This window comes from Mesorhizobium erdmanii USDA 3471, assembly GCF_000472705.1.
Lineage (GTDB): Bacteria > Pseudomonadota > Alphaproteobacteria > Rhizobiales > Rhizobiaceae > Mesorhizobium > Mesorhizobium erdmanii.
The window spans coordinates 111,877-127,555 of the sequence record NZ_AXAE01000022.1 but is presented as its reverse complement, the minus strand read 5'-3'; the positions used below and the strand labels follow the sequence as shown (position 1 = coordinate 127,555).

15 protein-coding genes are annotated in these 15,679 nt (G+C 63.3%); 13 read left to right on the top strand and 2 right to left on the bottom strand.

What is annotated here, in order from left to right:
• Nucleotides 1-73: 73 nt before the first annotated feature.
• The 10 genes from A3AU_RS0118985 to A3AU_RS0118940 all read left to right on the top strand — a co-directional run bounded on the left by A3AU_RS0118985 (nucleotide 74) and on the right by A3AU_RS0118940 (nucleotide 10,006).
• Nucleotides 74-826, top strand: a complete 753-nt coding sequence (locus A3AU_RS0118985; protein WP_027054270.1) for a phosphodiesterase — start codon at nucleotides 74-76, stop codon at nucleotides 824-826.
• A 292-nt stretch (nucleotides 827-1,118) separates the two neighbouring features.
• Nucleotides 1,119-2,447, top strand: a complete 1,329-nt coding sequence (locus A3AU_RS0118980) for an NAD(P)H-dependent oxidoreductase (RefSeq protein WP_027054269.1) — start codon at nucleotides 1,119-1,121, stop codon at nucleotides 2,445-2,447.
• A gap of 2 nt (nucleotides 2,448-2,449) precedes the next feature.
• Nucleotides 2,450-3,478, top strand: a complete 1,029-nt coding sequence (locus A3AU_RS0118975; protein ID WP_027054268.1) for a thiamine pyrophosphate-dependent dehydrogenase E1 component subunit alpha — start codon at nucleotides 2,450-2,452, stop codon at nucleotides 3,476-3,478.
• Entirely contained in the window at nucleotides 3,478-4,476 is a 999-nt protein-coding gene (locus A3AU_RS0118970) for an alpha-ketoacid dehydrogenase subunit beta (protein WP_027054267.1), read from the top strand. The genes A3AU_RS0118975 and A3AU_RS0118970 overlap by 1 nt, the downstream gene beginning before the upstream one ends.
• A gap of 3 nt (nucleotides 4,477-4,479) precedes the next feature.
• A complete protein-coding gene (locus A3AU_RS0118965) occupies nucleotides 4,480-5,847 on the top strand; it encodes a pyruvate dehydrogenase complex dihydrolipoamide acetyltransferase (protein ID WP_027054266.1) in 1,368 nt (455 codons plus the stop codon).
• A 131-nt stretch (nucleotides 5,848-5,978) separates the two neighbouring features.
• Nucleotides 5,979-6,614, top strand: a complete 636-nt coding sequence (locus tag A3AU_RS0118960; RefSeq protein ID WP_027054265.1) for an SGNH/GDSL hydrolase family protein — start codon at nucleotides 5,979-5,981, stop codon at nucleotides 6,612-6,614.
• A 14-nt stretch (nucleotides 6,615-6,628) separates the two neighbouring features.
• Complete coding sequence (gene lpdA / locus A3AU_RS0118955) at nucleotides 6,629-8,077, top strand: dihydrolipoyl dehydrogenase (RefSeq protein WP_027054264.1); 1,449 nt, start codon at nucleotides 6,629-6,631, stop codon at nucleotides 8,075-8,077.
• 99 nt (nucleotides 8,078-8,176) lie between these two features.
• Nucleotides 8,177-8,434, top strand: coding sequence for a GlsB/YeaQ/YmgE family stress response membrane protein (locus tag A3AU_RS0118950; protein WP_027054263.1), 258 nt, complete (start codon nucleotides 8,177-8,179; stop codon nucleotides 8,432-8,434).
• A 142-nt stretch (nucleotides 8,435-8,576) separates the two neighbouring features.
• On the top strand, nucleotides 8,577-9,542 hold the full coding sequence (gene lipA / locus A3AU_RS0118945) for a lipoyl synthase (protein ID WP_027054262.1): 966 nt from the start codon (nucleotides 8,577-8,579) through the stop codon (nucleotides 9,540-9,542).
• 8 nt (nucleotides 9,543-9,550) lie between these two features.
• Nucleotides 9,551-10,006 (top strand): type II toxin-antitoxin system RatA family toxin, encoded by a 456-nt coding sequence (locus tag A3AU_RS0118940; RefSeq protein WP_027054261.1) that lies wholly within the window; start codon nucleotides 9,551-9,553, stop codon nucleotides 10,004-10,006.
• A 16-nt stretch (nucleotides 10,007-10,022) separates the two neighbouring features.
• Here A3AU_RS0118940 and A3AU_RS0118935 read toward each other — a convergent pair whose 3' ends face one another.
• Nucleotides 10,023-10,505 carry a CinA family protein gene (locus tag A3AU_RS0118935; RefSeq protein ID WP_027054260.1) on the bottom strand — a complete coding sequence of 161 codons (483 nt, stop codon included), beginning with the start codon at nucleotides 10,503-10,505 and terminating at the stop codon, nucleotides 10,023-10,025.
• Nucleotides 10,502-11,740, bottom strand: coding sequence for a bifunctional 2-C-methyl-D-erythritol 4-phosphate cytidylyltransferase/2-C-methyl-D-erythritol 2,4-cyclodiphosphate synthase (locus tag A3AU_RS0118930; protein ID WP_027054259.1), 1,239 nt, complete (start codon nucleotides 11,738-11,740; stop codon nucleotides 10,502-10,504). Before A3AU_RS0118930 ends, A3AU_RS0118935 begins: the two co-directional genes overlap by 4 nt.
• A gap of 242 nt (nucleotides 11,741-11,982) precedes the next feature.
• Here A3AU_RS0118930 and dusB point away from each other — a divergent pair, with 242 nt between their 5' ends.
• From dusB to ntrC, 3 genes are read left to right on the top strand one after another with little or no spacing between them, the layout of a single operon-like run.
• Nucleotides 11,983-13,011, top strand: coding sequence for a tRNA dihydrouridine synthase DusB (gene dusB / locus A3AU_RS0118925; RefSeq protein WP_027054258.1), 1,029 nt, complete (start codon nucleotides 11,983-11,985; stop codon nucleotides 13,009-13,011).
• Entirely contained in the window at nucleotides 13,008-14,150 is a 1,143-nt protein-coding gene (locus A3AU_RS0118920; protein ID WP_027054257.1) for a two-component system sensor histidine kinase NtrB, read from the top strand. Before dusB ends, A3AU_RS0118920 begins: the two co-directional genes overlap by 4 nt.
• Nucleotides 14,147-15,607 carry a nitrogen regulation protein NR(I) gene (ntrC, locus tag A3AU_RS0118915; RefSeq protein ID WP_019858034.1) on the top strand — a complete coding sequence of 487 codons (1,461 nt, stop codon included), beginning with the start codon at nucleotides 14,147-14,149 and terminating at the stop codon, nucleotides 15,605-15,607. Before A3AU_RS0118920 ends, ntrC begins: the two co-directional genes overlap by 4 nt.
• Nucleotides 15,608-15,679: the final 72 nt, after the last annotated feature.

The following is a 15,679-nucleotide window of genomic DNA, read 5'->3' as shown; positions in this document are numbered from 1 at the left end:
GTAACGTTCAACAGCTTCATTTGTCTGCTGGTGTCGCCCTGGCGCCAGCGGGAAAACACCGCGGTCACTGCCCATGAAAATCATCCAGCTTTCCGATCCGCATCTGATGGCACCAGGTGGCCGCCTCTACGGCTCCGATCCGCTGGCCAGGCTGGAAGCTTGCCTGGCCGACATCGGCAAGAACCATGCAGATGCCGAACTGGTGGTGATCTCGGGCGACCTCACCAATGACGGCGAGCGCGCTGCCTATGCCGCGTTGCGGGAAAGGCTGGCGCAAATTTCTCCGCCCTGCCGGCTGATGCTCGGCAACCATGACGACCGGGCGTTGTTTTTCGAGATGTTCCCGGAAGCAGCCAGCGAGCGCGGGTTCGTGCAAAGCGTGTTCGACGGCAGCGAGGGGCGCCTTATCCTGCTCGACACGCTGGACAGCGGCCATGTCGAGGGCAGGCTGTGCGCCGCGCGGCTCGACTGGCTCGACGAAAAGCTCAGCGAGGCGCGTGGCCCGGCCTTCCTGTTCATGCACCACCCACCATTCGCGATACACATGCCGGTGCTCGACGAGGTCCGGCTCGCCAACGCCGACAGCTTCCACGAGGTGCTGTCGCGCCACGGCAATGTCCGCCATATCTTTGCCGGCCATGTCCATCGGCAGATCGCGGGCAGCTGGCGCGGCATCCCGGTCAGCACGCTGCGCAGCACCAACCACCAGACGGCGCTCGATTTTTCGCAGAGCTGGAGCCTGGGCCACGAGCCGCCCGCCTATGCCGTGATCTTCATCGATGCCGATGGCGTCATCGTGCACTTCCACGATTTCCCGGTTCGGTAGAGCTCTCCAACTTCAAGACCGTGCCCTCGGCAGTCATGACGTGGCGGCAGTCGCGACCGGTCGAGTAAGCCTCCCATATTCCGTGCGTCGTGATCATATCCCGACGACCGTCCGCCCGCACACTGTCCTGCCGGGACGCGGGTGCATTGCGCGGCCTTTTTGGCGCGCACGCGTTCTCCGTGAAGGGGCGTCAAAAAGTGCACGGAATTGGACATTAGTCTTGACAGAAATACAGATGTTCAATACCCGTCAGGCGAATGAACAAGCCTGCACTATGGGAGGAATGAGCGGTATGGCGTCGAATATTTCGTTGACGGGTCTTGCCCGCGATCTCGATGAACGCGGCAAGTCGGGCAAGCCTATCCGCATCGGCCTGATCGGCTCCGGCGAGATGGGAACCGACATCGTCACCCGCGTCGCCCACATGTCCGGCATCGAAATCGGCGCCATTTCCGAACTGAACCTGCCCGCCGCCAGCAAGGCGGTGGACATCGCCTTCCAGGAAACCGGCCATGCGCGAGAAGTGTCAAACGCCTCGGCGATGACGGCTGCCATGGAAGCCGGCAAGGTGGCGGTCACCAACGACGCCAGCCTGGTCATCAACAATGATCTGATCGACGTCGTCATCGACGCCACCGGTGTTCCCGCCGTCGGTGCCGAGATCGGGCTGCGCGCCATGGAGCATGGCAAGCATCTGGTGATGATGAATGTCGAGGCAGACGTCACCATCGGCGCCTATCTGAAGAGCGAGGCCGACCGGCTGGGCGTCACCTATTCGCTGGGCGCCGGCGACGAGCCGTCCTCCTGCATGGAACTGATCGAGTTCGTCTCGGCGATGGGCCATCCGATCGTCGCTGCCGGCAAGGGCAAGAACAATCCGCTCAACATCGACGCGACGCCACCGGCCTATGAGGAAGAGGCCAAGCGCCGGCACATGAATGTGCGCATGCTGGTCGAATTCGTCGACGGCTCGAAGACCATGGTCGAAATGGCGGCGATCGCCAACGCCACCGGGCTGGTGCCCGACAAGGCCGGCATGCACGGTCCGGCCGCAACGCTGGGTGAGTTGAACAAGGTTCTGGTGCCGCAAAAGGACGGCGGCGTGCTGTCCAGGGTCGGCGTGGTCGATTACTCGATCGGCAAGGGCGTCGCGCCCGGCGTCTTCGTCGTCGCCGACATGTCGCATCCGCGCATCTCGGAGCGCATGGAAGATCTGAAGATGGGCAAGGGCCCGTATTTCACCTTCCATCGCCCCTATCACCTGACCTCGCTCGAAGTGCCGCTGACCTGCGCCCGCGTCGTGCTCTACGGCAAGGCCGACATGGTGCCGCTGGCAAAGCCGGTGGCCGAAGTCGCCGCCGTGGCCAAGAAGGACATGCAGCCCGGCGACAAGCTCGATGCGATCGGCGAATATTGCTACCGCGCCTGGATCATGACGGCGCCGGAAGCGCGCGCCGCCAAGGCCATTCCCTGCGGTCTGCTGCAAGGCGGTTCGGTCACCGCGCCGATCAAGAAGGGCGAACTCATCACCTACGCCAATGCGGCGCCGGCCGCAGGCTCGAAGATCGCCGAACTGCGTGCCCGCCAGGACAAGCTCGTCTACGGAACCGTGGAGGCGTGATCATGGCCGGAGCCAGCAAAGCCGTCACGGACAGCCGCGCCAACCTGCCGTTCGTCTATCGCCAGTACAGCGCCGAGCAGCTCAGAGAGGTGCTCCACAAGATGTACCTCATCCGCCGCTTCGAAGAAGGGGCGGAGGACAGCTATACGCGCGGCCTTATCCACGGCACCATGCACCTGTCGATCGGCCAGGAAGCCAGCGCCATGGGCATCTGCATGCCGCTTGGCGAGGACGACCAGATCACCTCTACACATCGCGGCCACGGCCACTGCATCGCCAAGGGCGCCGAGGTGAAGCGCATGTTCGCCGAGTTCTTCGGCAAGACCACCGGCTACTGCAAGGGCCGTGGCGGCTCGATGCACATTGCCGATGTCGCCAAGGGCAATCTCGGCGCCAACGGCATCGTCGGCGGCGGCATTCCGATCGCCGTCGGTGCGGCGCTTTCCTCCAAGATGATGAAGACCGGCAAGGTCGTCGTGTCCTTCTTCGGTGACGGCGCCAATAATGAGGGCGCCTTCCACGAGGCGCTCAATATGGCGGCGGTCTGGAAACTGCCGGTCATTTTCGTTTGCGAAAACAATGGCTACGGCATGTCGACGTCGACCGCCCGTTCCACCGCGGTGAAGAACATCGCCGACCGCGCCGCCGCCTATTCGATGCCCGGCGTGATCGTCAACGGCAACATCTTCTCGGAGGTCGCCGAGGCGTCCTACAAGGCCGTCGAGCGCGCCCGGGCCGGCGAGGGGCCGACGCTGATCGAATCCAAGACCTACCGTCATCGCGGGCATTCCAAGAGTGACCGCAACCGCTACCGCACCAAGGAAGAGATCGAGGACTGGATGTCGAACCGCGACCCGATCACGCTGTTCGAAAACGAATTGCGGGAATTCGGCTTCATCGACGACAAGGGCATCGAGGCCATCCGCGGTGCGGTGGCCCAGGAAATCGCCGACGGCATCGAGTTCGCCAAGACGAGCCCGTCGCCCGAAATCAGCGAGACCGGAAATTACGTGTATACGGAGCAGGCGTGATGGACGCGATGGTGCGTGAACTGAGCTACGCCCAGGCGATCCAGGAAGCCATGGCGATCGCCATGGACATGGACGAACGCGTCTTCCTGATGGGAGAGGACATCGGTGTCTATGGCGGCGCCTTCCAGGTCACCGGCGACCTGGTCGAGCGCTACGGCACTGAGCGCGTCATCGACACGCCGATTTCGGAGCTGGGCGGGGCGGGCGTTGCGGTGGGTGCGGCCCTCACCGGCATGCGGCCGATCTTCGAATTCCAGTTCTCCGATTTCGCCACGCTCGCCATGGAGCAGATCGTCAACCAGGCGGCCAAGATGCGCTTTATGCTTGGCGGCGAGGTTTCGGTGCCGGTGGTGATGCGTTTTCCAGCGGGCTCGGGCACGGGTGCCGCAGCCCAGCACAGCCAGAGCCTGGAAGCGTGGCTCGGCCATGTGCCGGGGCTGAAAGTTATCCAGCCGGCGACGCCCTATGATGCCAAGGGCATGCTCCTGGCGGCGGTCGCCGACCCCGATCCGGTGATGATCTTCGAGCACAAGCTGCTCTACAAGATGAAGGGGCCGGTGCCCGAGGGCTATTACACCGTGCCGATCGGCAAAGCCGATATCCGCCGCGAAGGCCGCGATCTCACCATCGTCGCGACCTCGATCATGGTGCAGAAGGCGCTCGACGCGGCCGCCACGCTGGAAGCCGAGGGCATCGACGTCGAAGTCGTCGATCTTAGGACCATCCGGCCGATGGACAAGCAGACCGTCATCGACAGCGTCAAGAAGACGTCGCGGCTGATGTGCGTCTACGAAGCGGTCAAGACGCTGGGCATCGGTGCCGAAGTCAGCGCCATGATCGCCGAGAGCGAGGCGTTCGACTATCTCGACGCGCCGATCGTGCGGCTGGGCGGCGCCGAGACGCCGATCCCCTACAATCCGGAGCTCGAAAAGGCCACCGTGCCGCAGGTCCCCGACATTATCGCCGCCGCGCGCGACCTCGTGAAAGGGGTTCGCTGAGACATGCCGACCGAAGTCATTCTTCCCAAGGTCGACATGGACATGGCGACCGGACAGATCTCGCGCTGGTTCGCCACCGAAGGCCAGCAGGTCAAGAAGGGCGATGTGCTGTTCGAGATCGAGACCGACAAGGCAGCGATGGAGATCGATGCGCCGGCCAGCGGCATGCTGCGCGACGTCACCGGCAAGGAAGGCGTCGACATTGCGGTCGGCGCGCCGGTGGCCTGGATCTATGCCGACGATGAGGATTATGGGGCTGGTGCCGCTGCGGCCAAGCAGGACGTGGCTCCAATCCCCCCCCTCGTGGGGGAGATGTCGGCGAAGCCGACAGAGGGGGGCGCTGTCCCGCCGTCCTCTCAGCGCGAGGCGCACGCCTCTGGCCTACCGGCCATCTCCCCCACAATGGGGGAGATCAACCAATCACCCTCTGTTGCACGCGCAACACCCTTGGCCCGCCGGCTGGCGCGTGAAGCCGGCCTTGTCCTCGCCAGTATCGCAGGCACCGGCCCGTATGGGCGTGTGGTCAAGGCGGATATTGACGCGGCCATCGCCAAGGGCGGCGCCAAGGAAACCCCCGCGGTGGCTCCTGAAGCTGCCGCATCCGCCCCTGCCGTGAAGGCGATGTCGGACGACCAGGTGCTGAAGCTGTTCGAGGAGGGTTCCTACGACCTCGTCCCGCACGACAACATGCGCAAGACCATCGCGCGCCGCCTCGTCGAGGCCAAGACCACCATCCCGCATTTCTACCTGACGCTCGACTGCGAGCTCGACGCACTGCTGGCGCTGCGCACGCAGATCAATGCGGCGGCCCCGATGAGGAAGACGGATAAGGGCGACGCACCGGCCTACAAGCTGTCGGTCAACGACATGGTGATCAAGGCGATGGCGATGGCGCTGAAGGCGGTGCCGGATGCCAATGCGTCGTGGACCGAAAGCGCCATGGTCAAGCACAAGCATGCCGATGTCGGCGTTGCCGTGTCGATCCCCGGCGGCCTGATCACGCCGATCATCCGGCATGCGGATGAAAAGACGCTGTCCACCATCTCCAACGAGATGAAGGATCTGGCGAGCCGCGCCCGCAGCCGTAAGCTGAAGCCGGAAGAATATCAGGGCGGCACTACGGCCGTCTCCAATCTCGGCATGTTCGGCATCAAGGACTTCGCCGCCGTCATCAACCCGCCGCATGCGACGATCCTGGCTGTCGGTGCGGGCGAAGAGCGGGCGGTGGTCAAGAACGGCGAGATCAAGATCGCCACCGTCATGTCGGTGACGCTGTCGACCGACCATCGCGCCGTCGACGGTGCCCTCGGCGCCGAACTGCTGGTCGCCTTCAAGCGGCTGATCGAGAACCCGATGGGCATGCTGGTCTAGGGAAAGCAAAGGCGGTGCGGATCATCTTCACCTCCTTCAGGGCCTTCCGGCTTTCTCTGGTCCTGGGCGGCATTGTGACGGTCGTGCGCTGGCGGGTGCGCGGGTAGCTGAAATGAAGGCAGATTGAACGCATGAAGACGGTGCTTTGCTACGGCGACTCGCTGACCTGGGGCTACAATGCCGAGGGTGGCCGTCATGCGCTTGAGGACCGCTGGCCAAGTGTGCTGCAGGCTGCCCTCGGTGGCGGCGTGCAAGTCATCGCCGATGGCCTCAATGGCCGCACCACCGCCTTCGACGATCATATGGCCGGGGCCGACCGCAACGGTGCCAAAACGTTGCCCACGGTTTTGGCGACACATGCCCCGATCGACCTGATCGTCATCATGCTCGGCGCCAACGACATGAAGCCCTGGATCCACGGCAACCCCGTCGCAGCCAAGTATGGCATCCAGCGGCTGATCGACATCGTGCGTGGCCATGACTATCCATTCAACTGGGCCGCACCGCAGATCCTGATCGTTTCGCCGCCTCTTGTCACTCGGACCGAGAATGCCGATTTCAAGGCGATGTTCGCCGGCGGCGATGACGCCTCGAAATTACTTGCACCGCAATACGCAACACTCGCCGACGAAGCCGGCTGCGGCTTCTTCGATGCCGGCACGGTGGCGGTGACCACGCCGCTCGACGGCGTCCACCTCGACGCCGAAAACACGCGAAACATCGGCAAGGCGCTGGCATCGGTCGTACGCGTCATGCTGGAATTGTGATCAAGGAGAAAACCGTGGCTGAGAATTACGACGTCATCATCATCGGTTCCGGTCCCGGCGGCTATGTCACGGCGGTGCGTTCCGCCCAGCTCGGCTTCAAGACGGCGATCGTCGAGCGCGAGCATCTTGGCGGCATCTGCCTCAACTGGGGCTGCATACCGACCAAGGCGCTGCTGCGCTCGGCCGAGATCATGCACTATTCCGATCATCTGAAGGATTATGGCCTCAAGCTCGAAGGCGGCAAGATCAGCGCCGACACGGCGGCCGTGGTTGACCGTTCGCGAAAAGTATCGTTGAGGCTGAATGGCGGCGTGGCCTTCCTGATGAAGAAGAACAAGGTCGACGTCATCTGGGGCGAGGCGAAGCTTTCCAAGCCTGGTGAGATCGTCGTTTCCAAGACGGCCAAGAAGCCGATGGAGCCGCAGCCGCCGGTGCCGAAAGGCGTCAAGGGCGAGGGCACCTACACCGCCAAGCACATCATCTTGGCGACCGGCGCCCGGCCGCGCGCGCTGCCCGGCATCGAGCCGGACGGCAGACTGATCTGGACCTATTTCGAGGCCATGGTGCCGAAGGAAATGCCGAAGTCGCTGCTGGTGATGGGCTCGGGCGCCATCGGCATCGAATTCGCCTCCTTCTACCGCACCATGGGCGCCGACGTGACGGTTGTCGAACTGCTGCCGGCGGTGATGCCGGTCGAAGACGCCGAGGTCTCGAAATTCGCGCAGAAGCAGTTCGAGAAGCAAGGCATGAAGATCATTCTCGAAGCCAAGGTCACCAAGGTCGAGAAAGGGGCCAACTCGGTCACCGCGCATGTCGAGATGAAGGACGGCAAGGTCGAGAAGATCACCGCCGACCGCATGATCTCGGCCGTCGGTGTACAAGGCAATATCGAGGGCCTCGGCCTTGAAGCGCTTGGCGTGAAGACCGATCGCGGCTGTGTCGCCGTCGACGGTTACGGCAAGACGAACGTGCCCGGCATCTACGCCATAGGCGATGTCGCCGGCCCGCCCATGCTTGCTCACAAGGCCGAGCATGAGGGCGTGGTCTGCATCGAAAAGATCGCCAGCTTTCCCGGCGTGCATGCCATCGACAAGCTCAAGATCCCCGGCTGCACCTACTGCAATCCGCAGGTCGCCTCGGTCGGCCTGACTGAAGCGAAGGCCAAGGCCGACGGCAAGGATATCCGCGTCGGCCGCTTCCAGTTCGCCGCCAACGGCAAGGCGATCGCGCTTGGCGAGGACCAGGGCTTCGTCAAGACCATCTTCGACAAGAAGACCGGCCAGTTGCTCGGCGCTCATATGGTCGGCGCCGAGGTGACCGAACTGATCCAGGGTTTTGTCGTGGCGATGAACCTCGAAACGACCGAGGAAGAGCTGATGCACACCATCTTCCCGCATCCGACGCTGTCGGAAATGATGAAGGAAAGCGTCCTCGACGCCTATGGGCGCGCCTTGAACGCATGATAGATTCGCTTCAGGAGACTCAACTGCGGAAGCTGCGGGATCTCGACGGCAAGGCAGTTCGTTTCCAGATGCATTTTTACATGCGCAAGGAGAAGGCATATGCACTTGAACGGCGTGGGCTGGATCGCAGCCATCATCATCGGCGGCCTAGCAGGCTGGTTCGCCGAAATGGTCATGAAGAGCAACACCGGCATTTTCATGAACATTATCATGGGCATCGTTGGGGCGGTGGTGCTGAATGCCATCCTGCAGGCGCTCAACATCGGCGTGTTCGGCGTCGGCTGGACCGCCTATCTGATCACAGGCTTCATCGGTGCCTGCCTGCTGATCTGGGTCGGTCGCCTGGTGCGTCGCTAGTCGATAGCGTTCCTGGCTATGCGAAAACGGCTGTGGCGGCATGCGCCGCCTCGGCCTTTTTCTTTGTGTCGAAAAGTCCTAGATGACGTAAAAGTGACGATCGCCGGCAGACAGGCGGTCGCAAGAAGAGCCAGGGTTTGAGATGGTCACTGTCCTCGACACGATCGCCAACGCGCCGCGGCTGCGGCATCCTGAGAAGGCGCACAAGCCCGACCAGGAGGTGTTGCGCAAGCCGGACTGGATCCGCGTCAAGGCGCCGGTCTCAAAGGGCTATGCCGAGACACGCGAGATCGTGAAATCCCACAAGCTGGTAACGGTCTGCGAAGAGGCCGGGTGCCCGAATATCGGCGAGTGCTGGGAAAAGAAGCATGCCACCTTCATGATCATGGGCGAGATCTGCACGCGCGCCTGCGCCTTCTGCAATGTCGCCACCGGTATTCCGACCGCGCTCGACCCCGACGAGCCCGCGCGGGTGGCACACGCGGTAAAGCAAATGGGCCTGACCCACGTCGTCATCACCTCGGTCGACCGCGATGATCTCGCCGATGGCGGTGCGCAGCATTTTGCCGATGTCATACGGGCGATCCGGGCGGCGACGCCGTCGACCACGATCGAGATCCTGACGCCCGATTTCCTGCGCAAGGACGGCGCGTTGGAGATCGTCGTGGCGGCGAGGCCCGACGTCTTCAACCACAATCTCGAAACCGTTCCGTCGAACTATCTGAAGGTCCGGCCGGGCGCCCGCTATTTCCATTCGATCCGGCTGTTGCAGCGGGTCAAGGAACTCGATCCGTCCATCTTCACCAAGTCCGGCATCATGGTTGGCCTGGGCGAGGAGCGGAACGAAATCCTGCAGCTGATGGATGATCTGCGTTCGGCCAATGTCGACTTCATGACCATCGGTCAATATCTGCAGCCGTCGAAGAAGCACCATCCGGTGATCCGCTTCGTCACACCCGAAGAGTTCAAGTCCTTCGAGACGATCGGTCGGACCAAGGGCTTTCTGCTGGTGGCATCGAGCCCGCTGACACGCTCCTCGCACCATGCCGGCGACGATTTCGCCCGGCTGCGCGCTGCGCGGGAAGCGCAGCTCCAGAAGTCATTCTAGCCGGTTTTATGCCGAAATTCGAAGCCACCCGCCGCGTTGCCCATACGCCGCAGCAGATGTTCGCGCTGGTCGCCGACATCGAGGCCTATCCGCAGTTTCTGCCGCTTTGCGAAGCGCTGACGGTGCGTTCGCGCAAGGAGCGCGACGGGCGCACCATTCTCGTTGCCGATATGAGCATCGGCTACAAGGCGATCCGCGAGACCTTCACCACGCAGGTGCTGCTGAAGCCCGAGGAACAGACCATCGACGTCAAATACATCGATGGGCCGTTCAAATACCTCAGCAACATCTGGCGCTTCGACCCGACCGATAGCGGCTGCGAGGTTCACTTCTTCATCGATTACGAGTTCAAGAGCCGTATTCTCGGCGTGCTGATGGGAACGATGTTCGACCGCGGCTTCCGCATGTTTTCCGAGGCCTTCGAGAAACGCGCCGACGTGATCTACGGCGCAAACCCCGCCTGATCCCAGGCCGTGATTGTCAGTCCAGCGCGCGCAGGCCGAGTTGCAGCGCGTGTCTCACCGTCTCGTGGCGGATGAATTCGCGGCCCTTGTGGCCGAACAACTGGCGCTCGGCGACGTCAGGCCGGCCAGCCAGGGCGATCCCGAACCAGACCAGGCCGATCGGCTTGTCCGCCGACCCTCCGCCGGGGCCGGCAATGCCGGTAACGGCAAGTGAGAGGCTCGCGCGTGAATGCGCCAGCGCGCCGGCCGCCATCTCCAGCACCGTTTCGCGCGACACCGCGCCATGCGCGTCGAGAGTTGCGGCGGAAACGCCGAGCATCTCCATCTTGGCTTCGTTGGAATAGGTGATGAAGCCGCGGTCGACCACGGCCGAGGAGCCGGCAATGTCGGTGAGCGCGGCGATGATCAAGCCGCCGGTACAGCTTTCCGCCGTCGTCACCATGATGCCGCGTTTCTGACAGGCGCCAAGCAGGGCGATGGCGAGTTCGGCGTTGCTCATTCCGGCACTTCTCCGGGAAACACCACGCTGGCGGTGGCGATCGCCGCAATGCCTTCCTCGCGGCCGACGAAGCCGAGCTTCTCGTTGGTTGTCGCCTTGATCGAGATGCGGTCGGCCGAAATGCCCAGCATCTGCGAGAGCGCCGATGTCATTGCCTGGCGGTGCGGGCCGACGCGCGGCGCCTCGCATATCAGTGTGATGTCGGCATTGGCGATGCGCCCGCCGCGCCCGCGCACCACTTTGGCCGCGTGTTCGACGAAGATGCGCGACGCTGCACCCTTCCACTGCGGGTCGGACGGCGGAAAATGCGTGCCGATGTCGCCATCACCACAAGTCGCTAGCAGTGCATCGGTCAAAGCGTGCAGGCCGACATCGGCATCGGAATGGCCGGAGAGTTTCTTGTCATGCGGAATGGCGACGCCGCATAAGGTGACATGGTCGCCGGGTTCGAAGGCATGGACGTCGTAGCCGTTGCCGGTGCGAATGTCGGGGAAGTGTTGCCGTTCGCTGGAAAGCCGCTCGTGCGCCATGGCGATGTCCCGTGCCCAGGTGAGTTTGACATTGTCCGGCGAGCCCGGAACGAGTTGGACTGGAATATGCGCCCATTCGGCGATGGCCGCATCGTCGGTGAAGTCCAGTCTGCCCAATTGATGCGCCCTGTCATGCGCCGCAAGGATCGGCCGGTAGGGGAAACCTTGCGGTGTCTGCGCCGCGTGCAGTCCGCTGCGGGAAACGGTTTCCGCGACCGCGCCCGACGCCGACTCGCGCTTGAGCGTGTCGGCGACGGGCAGGGCAGGCAACGCCCCCTCGTTCTCGCCGATGGCGGCGATGGTGCGGTCGATCAGGTCCGCATCGACGAACGGGCGCACGGCATCGTGAATGAGAACCTGGTCAGGCGCGTGGTCTTTCAGCGCCAGCAACCCGAGCCGGACGGACTCCTGACGCGTGGGCCCGCCAATGACGGTGATGACACGCCGAGCCTGGTTCTCATTCACGAGGCCGCCCGCCGCATGCTGAAACAGTTCGCGGTCGTCTGCATGGATGGCGACGACAATCCGGCCGGTTCGCGGATGGGCGAGAAACATCTCCAGCGTATGGGCAATGACGGCGCGTCCGCCGATATTCTGGTACTGCTTGGGTCCGTTGGCCTGCCCGGCACGAGCGCCGCGGCCGGCGGCGACGATCACCACCGCAACCCCACCCGTCGCGCTCGAGTTTTCACTTCCGTCGGTCATGGCGATTGGCTTAGCGCACGATCCCCAAAAGTGTAATTGGTTTTCCGAAAAGATCGTGCGTCAAATATGAACTCCAAAGCGTCCTTCGCCGGTTTCGGTGGATACGCGATGCCCTGGTCGCGGCAAAAAACGCGAGCCGGCTTTTTCCCAATTGCGCCTTAATGTGGCGTCATTCCGCGTTGCACATCGTGGCCAATATGGCTAGAGAATGTGCAACGAATAGACGTGCTTGGTTTTTGTGCATGGTTAACTCAGCCAAATTGGCCGCGCCTCTCGATGTCGGCGGCGTGGAAATCCGCAATCGCGTATTCCTTGCGCCGATGTCGGGTATTACTGACGAGCCTTTCCGGCGGCGCGCCCACGCTCATGGCGCCGGCTTGGTCGTGTCCGAAATGGTGGCGAGCGGCGAACTCGCCAAGGGCAGGGCCGGCTTCGACCTGCGCATACGTCATTCCGGCCTCCCCGTCCATATGGTGCAGCTCGCCGGCCGTGAGGCCGTGCACATGGCCGAAGCCGCGCGCATGGCTGCGGGCGAGGGTGCCGACATCATCGACATCAACATGGGCTGCCCGGCCAAGAAGGTCACTGGTGGTTATGCCGGCTCGGCATTGATGCTGGATCTCGATCACGCGCTGTCGCTGATCGAGGCCGTGGTCGGCGCGGTCAAGGTGCCGGTGACGGTCAAGATGCGGCTCGGTTGGGACGAAGCCGCGCTCAATGCGCCCATCCTCGCGCGCCGCGCCGAGCAGGCGGGTGTCAGCATGGTGACGGTGCACGGCCGCACGCGCTGCCAATTCTATCAGGGCAAGGCCGACTGGCGTGCCATCGCCCGCGTCAAGGAAGCGGTGTCGATTCCGGTCGTTGCCAATGGCGATGTCTGTTCCCCGGCCGAGGCCGCCGCCATTCTCGATCAATCCGGCGCCGATGCCGTGATGGTCGGCCGCGCGCACTATGGCGCGCCCTGGGTCGCCGGCGGCATCGCAACCGCCGCTGCTGGCGAAACGGCGACCAACGTCCCGCGAGATCCCGCGGCTCTGGCCGACTATGTCGTCGCCCACTACGAGGACATGCTGGCGCTCTATGGCTTCGAAAGCGGCTTGCGCCAGGCGCGCAAGCATCTCGGCTGGTATCTCGATCGCCATGCCGTTGGCGTCGCCGACGACGACCGAAAAGCCATCCTGACCACGTTCGAGCCGGGCCGCGTCATTGCCTCGCTGCGAAATGTCTTCTCGCGTGATCCGCAACCCTTGAGCCTGCGGAGCGCCGCATGAACGCTATCGCTGGCCAGGGGTCTGAAATGGCTGATGCCGCCCAGATAGTCCTCAACACGATCCGCCGCCCGGTGATCATGATCAGCGACGAAGGCTTCATCACCTTCGCCAATGCCGATGCAGAGGACTTTTTTCGCTCCAGCGCGACCATGCTGGCGCGCAATACTTTGTCGAAGTTGATCCCCTTCGGCAGCCCGCTGCTGACCCTGGTCGATCAGGTGCGCGAACGCCGGGCACCGGTCAACGAGTATCGGGTCGATGTGTCGTCGCCACGCCTCGGTATCGAGAAGGTCGTCGATCTCTATGTCGCGCCGGTGCCCGAATTCCCTGGCTCCGTCGTGGTCATGTTCCAGGAGCGGTCGATGGCCGACAAGATCGACCGCCAGATGACGCATCGCGGTGCGGCCCGCTCGGTGACCGGCCTGGCGGCCATGCTCGCCCATGAGATCAAGAACCCGCTCTCCGGCATTCGTGGCGCCGCGCAACTGCTCGAACTGTCCGCTTCCGACGAGGACCGCGCGCTGACCCGGCTGATCACCGACGAGACGGATCGCATCGTCTCGCTGGTCGATCGCATGGAGGTGTTTTCCGACGAGCGTCCGATCGACCGCTATCCCGTCAACATCCATGTCGTACTCGACCATGTGAAGGCGATCGCTAAGAATGGTTTTGCGAAGAAAATCAAGATATTGGAGGACTACGATCCATCGTTGCCTCCGGTATTCGCCAATCGCGACCAGCTGATTCAGGTGTTCCTCAACCTGGTGAAGAACGCCGCCGAGGCGATCGGTGGCGATCCGCAGGGCGAGATCGTGCTGTCGACCGCCTTCCGGCCCGGCATTCGCGTTTCGGTTCCGGGCACGCAGGACCGCGTCTCGCTGCCGCTGGAGTTCTGCGTGCGCGACAATGGCTCCGGCGTCTCGGAGGACATCCTGCCGATCCTGTTCGATCCCTTCATCACCACCAAGCCGAATGGCTCGGGGCTGGGGCTGGCACTTGTTGCCAAGATCGTCGGCGAGCATGGCGGCATCATCGAATGCGAATCGACCCCGCGCGGAACCACCTTCCGCATCCTGATGCCGGCCTGGAAGGAAACGCAGTTTGGTGCCGATGAAGACGGCGAAGGAGACCGCAAATGACCGTTCGCGGCAATATTCTCGTCGCCGATGACGATGCGGCGATCCGCACCGTGCTCAATCAGGCTTTGTCTCGCGTCGGCCACGAGGTGCGCGTCACCTCCAATGCCTCGACCTTGTGGCGGTGGGTAGCGGCGGGCGAGGGCGACCTCGTCATCACCGACGTGGTCATGCCGGACGAGAACGCCTTCGACATGCTGCCCCGCATCAAGAAGGCGCGGCCCGAGCTGCCCGTCATCGTCATGAGCGCCCAGAACACGTTCATGACGGCCATCCGTGCATCCGAGACCGGCGCTTATGAATATCTGCCAAAACCGTTCGACCTGACCGAGTTGCTCAACATCGTCAACCGGGCGCTGTCGGAGCCGAGGCGGCCGAAGATCGACGCGCGGCCGGATGAGCAGCCCGAAACGATGCCGCTGGTCGGCCGCTCGGCGGCCATGCAGGACATCTACCGCATGCTGGCGCGCATGATGCAGACCGACCTGACGGTGATGATCTCTGGCGAATCCGGCACCGGCAAGGAACTGGTGGCACGCGCGCTGCATGAATATGGCCGCCGTCGCGGCGGTCCATTCGTCGCCATCAACATGGCGGCGATCCCGCGCGACTTGATCGAATCGGAATTGTTCGGTCACGAGAAGGGCGCTTTCACCGGCGCCCAGAACCGCTCCACCGGCCGTTTCGAGCAGGCCGAGGGCGGCACGCTTTTCCTCGACGAGATCGGCGATATGCCGATGGAGGCGCAGACCCGCCTGCTGCGTGTCCTGCAGCAGGGCGAATACACGACCGTCGGCGGCCGCACGCCGATCAAGACCGATGTGCGCATCGTCGCCGCCACCAACAAGGATTTGCGCACGCTCATCAACCAGGGTTTGTTCCGCGAAGACCTGTTCTATCGCCTCAATGTCGTGCCGCTCAGGCTGCCGGCATTGCGCGAGCGTTCAGAGGACGTGCCCGACCTCGTGCGTCACTTCTTCAAGCTGGGCGAGATGGAAGGCCTACAGACCAAGCGCATCTCGTCCGGCGGCATCGAACTGATGAAGCGCTACCCTTGGCCGGGCAATGTGCGCGAACTGGAAAACCTCGTTCGCCGGCTGGCGGCGCTCTATTCGCAGGACGAGATTTCCGCCGAGATCATCGAGGCGGAACTCAAGACCGGCGAGCGCCCCGTGGTCCCCGGCGGCGGCAACCTCATCCCCGACGACCTCTCCATCGGCCAGGCGGTGGAGCATTTCCTGCAGCGCTATTTCGCCTCGTTTGCCGGCGAATTGCCGCCCGCCGGCCTCTATCAGCGGATCCTGTCCGAAGTCGAATATCCGCTGGTCCTGGCCTCGATGACGGCAACCCGCGGCAACCAGATCAAGGCCGCCGAACTGCTGGGGCTGAACCGCAACACGCTGCGCAAGAAGATTCGCGAACTGGGCGTCAACGTCTATAAATCGTCGCGGCCGGGCTGAACGCCGATCTGACGCACTCTTTTTCAGGGGACTGAGCGGCGAAAGATTTCCGCCATTGTCACACTTGTTGCA

Coding starts and splice junctions, on each gene's coding strand:
- A3AU_RS0118950 (WP_027054263.1), top strand. CDS start 8,177: ATGCACTTGAACGGCGTGGGCTGGATCGCAGCCATCATCATCGGCGGC.
- A3AU_RS0118970 (WP_027054267.1), top strand. CDS start 3,478: ATGGACGCGATGGTGCGTGAACTGAGCTACGCCCAGGCGATCCAGGAA.
- A3AU_RS0118985 (WP_027054270.1), top strand. CDS start 74: ATGAAAATCATCCAGCTTTCCGATCCGCATCTGATGGCACCAGGTGGC.
- ntrC (WP_019858034.1), top strand. CDS start 14,147: ATGACCGTTCGCGGCAATATTCTCGTCGCCGATGACGATGCGGCGATC.
- A3AU_RS0118980 (WP_027054269.1), top strand. CDS start 1,119: ATGGCGTCGAATATTTCGTTGACGGGTCTTGCCCGCGATCTCGATGAA.
- lipA (WP_027054262.1), top strand. CDS start 8,577: ATGGTCACTGTCCTCGACACGATCGCCAACGCGCCGCGGCTGCGGCAT.
- A3AU_RS0118960 (WP_027054265.1), top strand. CDS start 5,979: ATGAAGACGGTGCTTTGCTACGGCGACTCGCTGACCTGGGGCTACAAT.
- A3AU_RS0118965 (WP_027054266.1), top strand. CDS start 4,480: ATGCCGACCGAAGTCATTCTTCCCAAGGTCGACATGGACATGGCGACC.
- A3AU_RS0118920 (WP_027054257.1), top strand. CDS start 13,008: ATGAACGCTATCGCTGGCCAGGGGTCTGAAATGGCTGATGCCGCCCAG.
- A3AU_RS0118975 (WP_027054268.1), top strand. CDS start 2,450: ATGGCCGGAGCCAGCAAAGCCGTCACGGACAGCCGCGCCAACCTGCCG.
- A3AU_RS0118930 (WP_027054259.1), bottom strand. CDS start 11,740: ATGACCGACGGAAGTGAAAACTCGAGCGCGACGGGTGGGGTTGCGGTG.
- A3AU_RS0118940 (WP_027054261.1), top strand. CDS start 9,551: ATGCCGAAATTCGAAGCCACCCGCCGCGTTGCCCATACGCCGCAGCAG.
- dusB (WP_027054258.1), top strand. CDS start 11,983: ATGGTTAACTCAGCCAAATTGGCCGCGCCTCTCGATGTCGGCGGCGTG.
- A3AU_RS0118935 (WP_027054260.1), bottom strand. CDS start 10,505: ATGAGCAACGCCGAACTCGCCATCGCCCTGCTTGGCGCCTGTCAGAAA.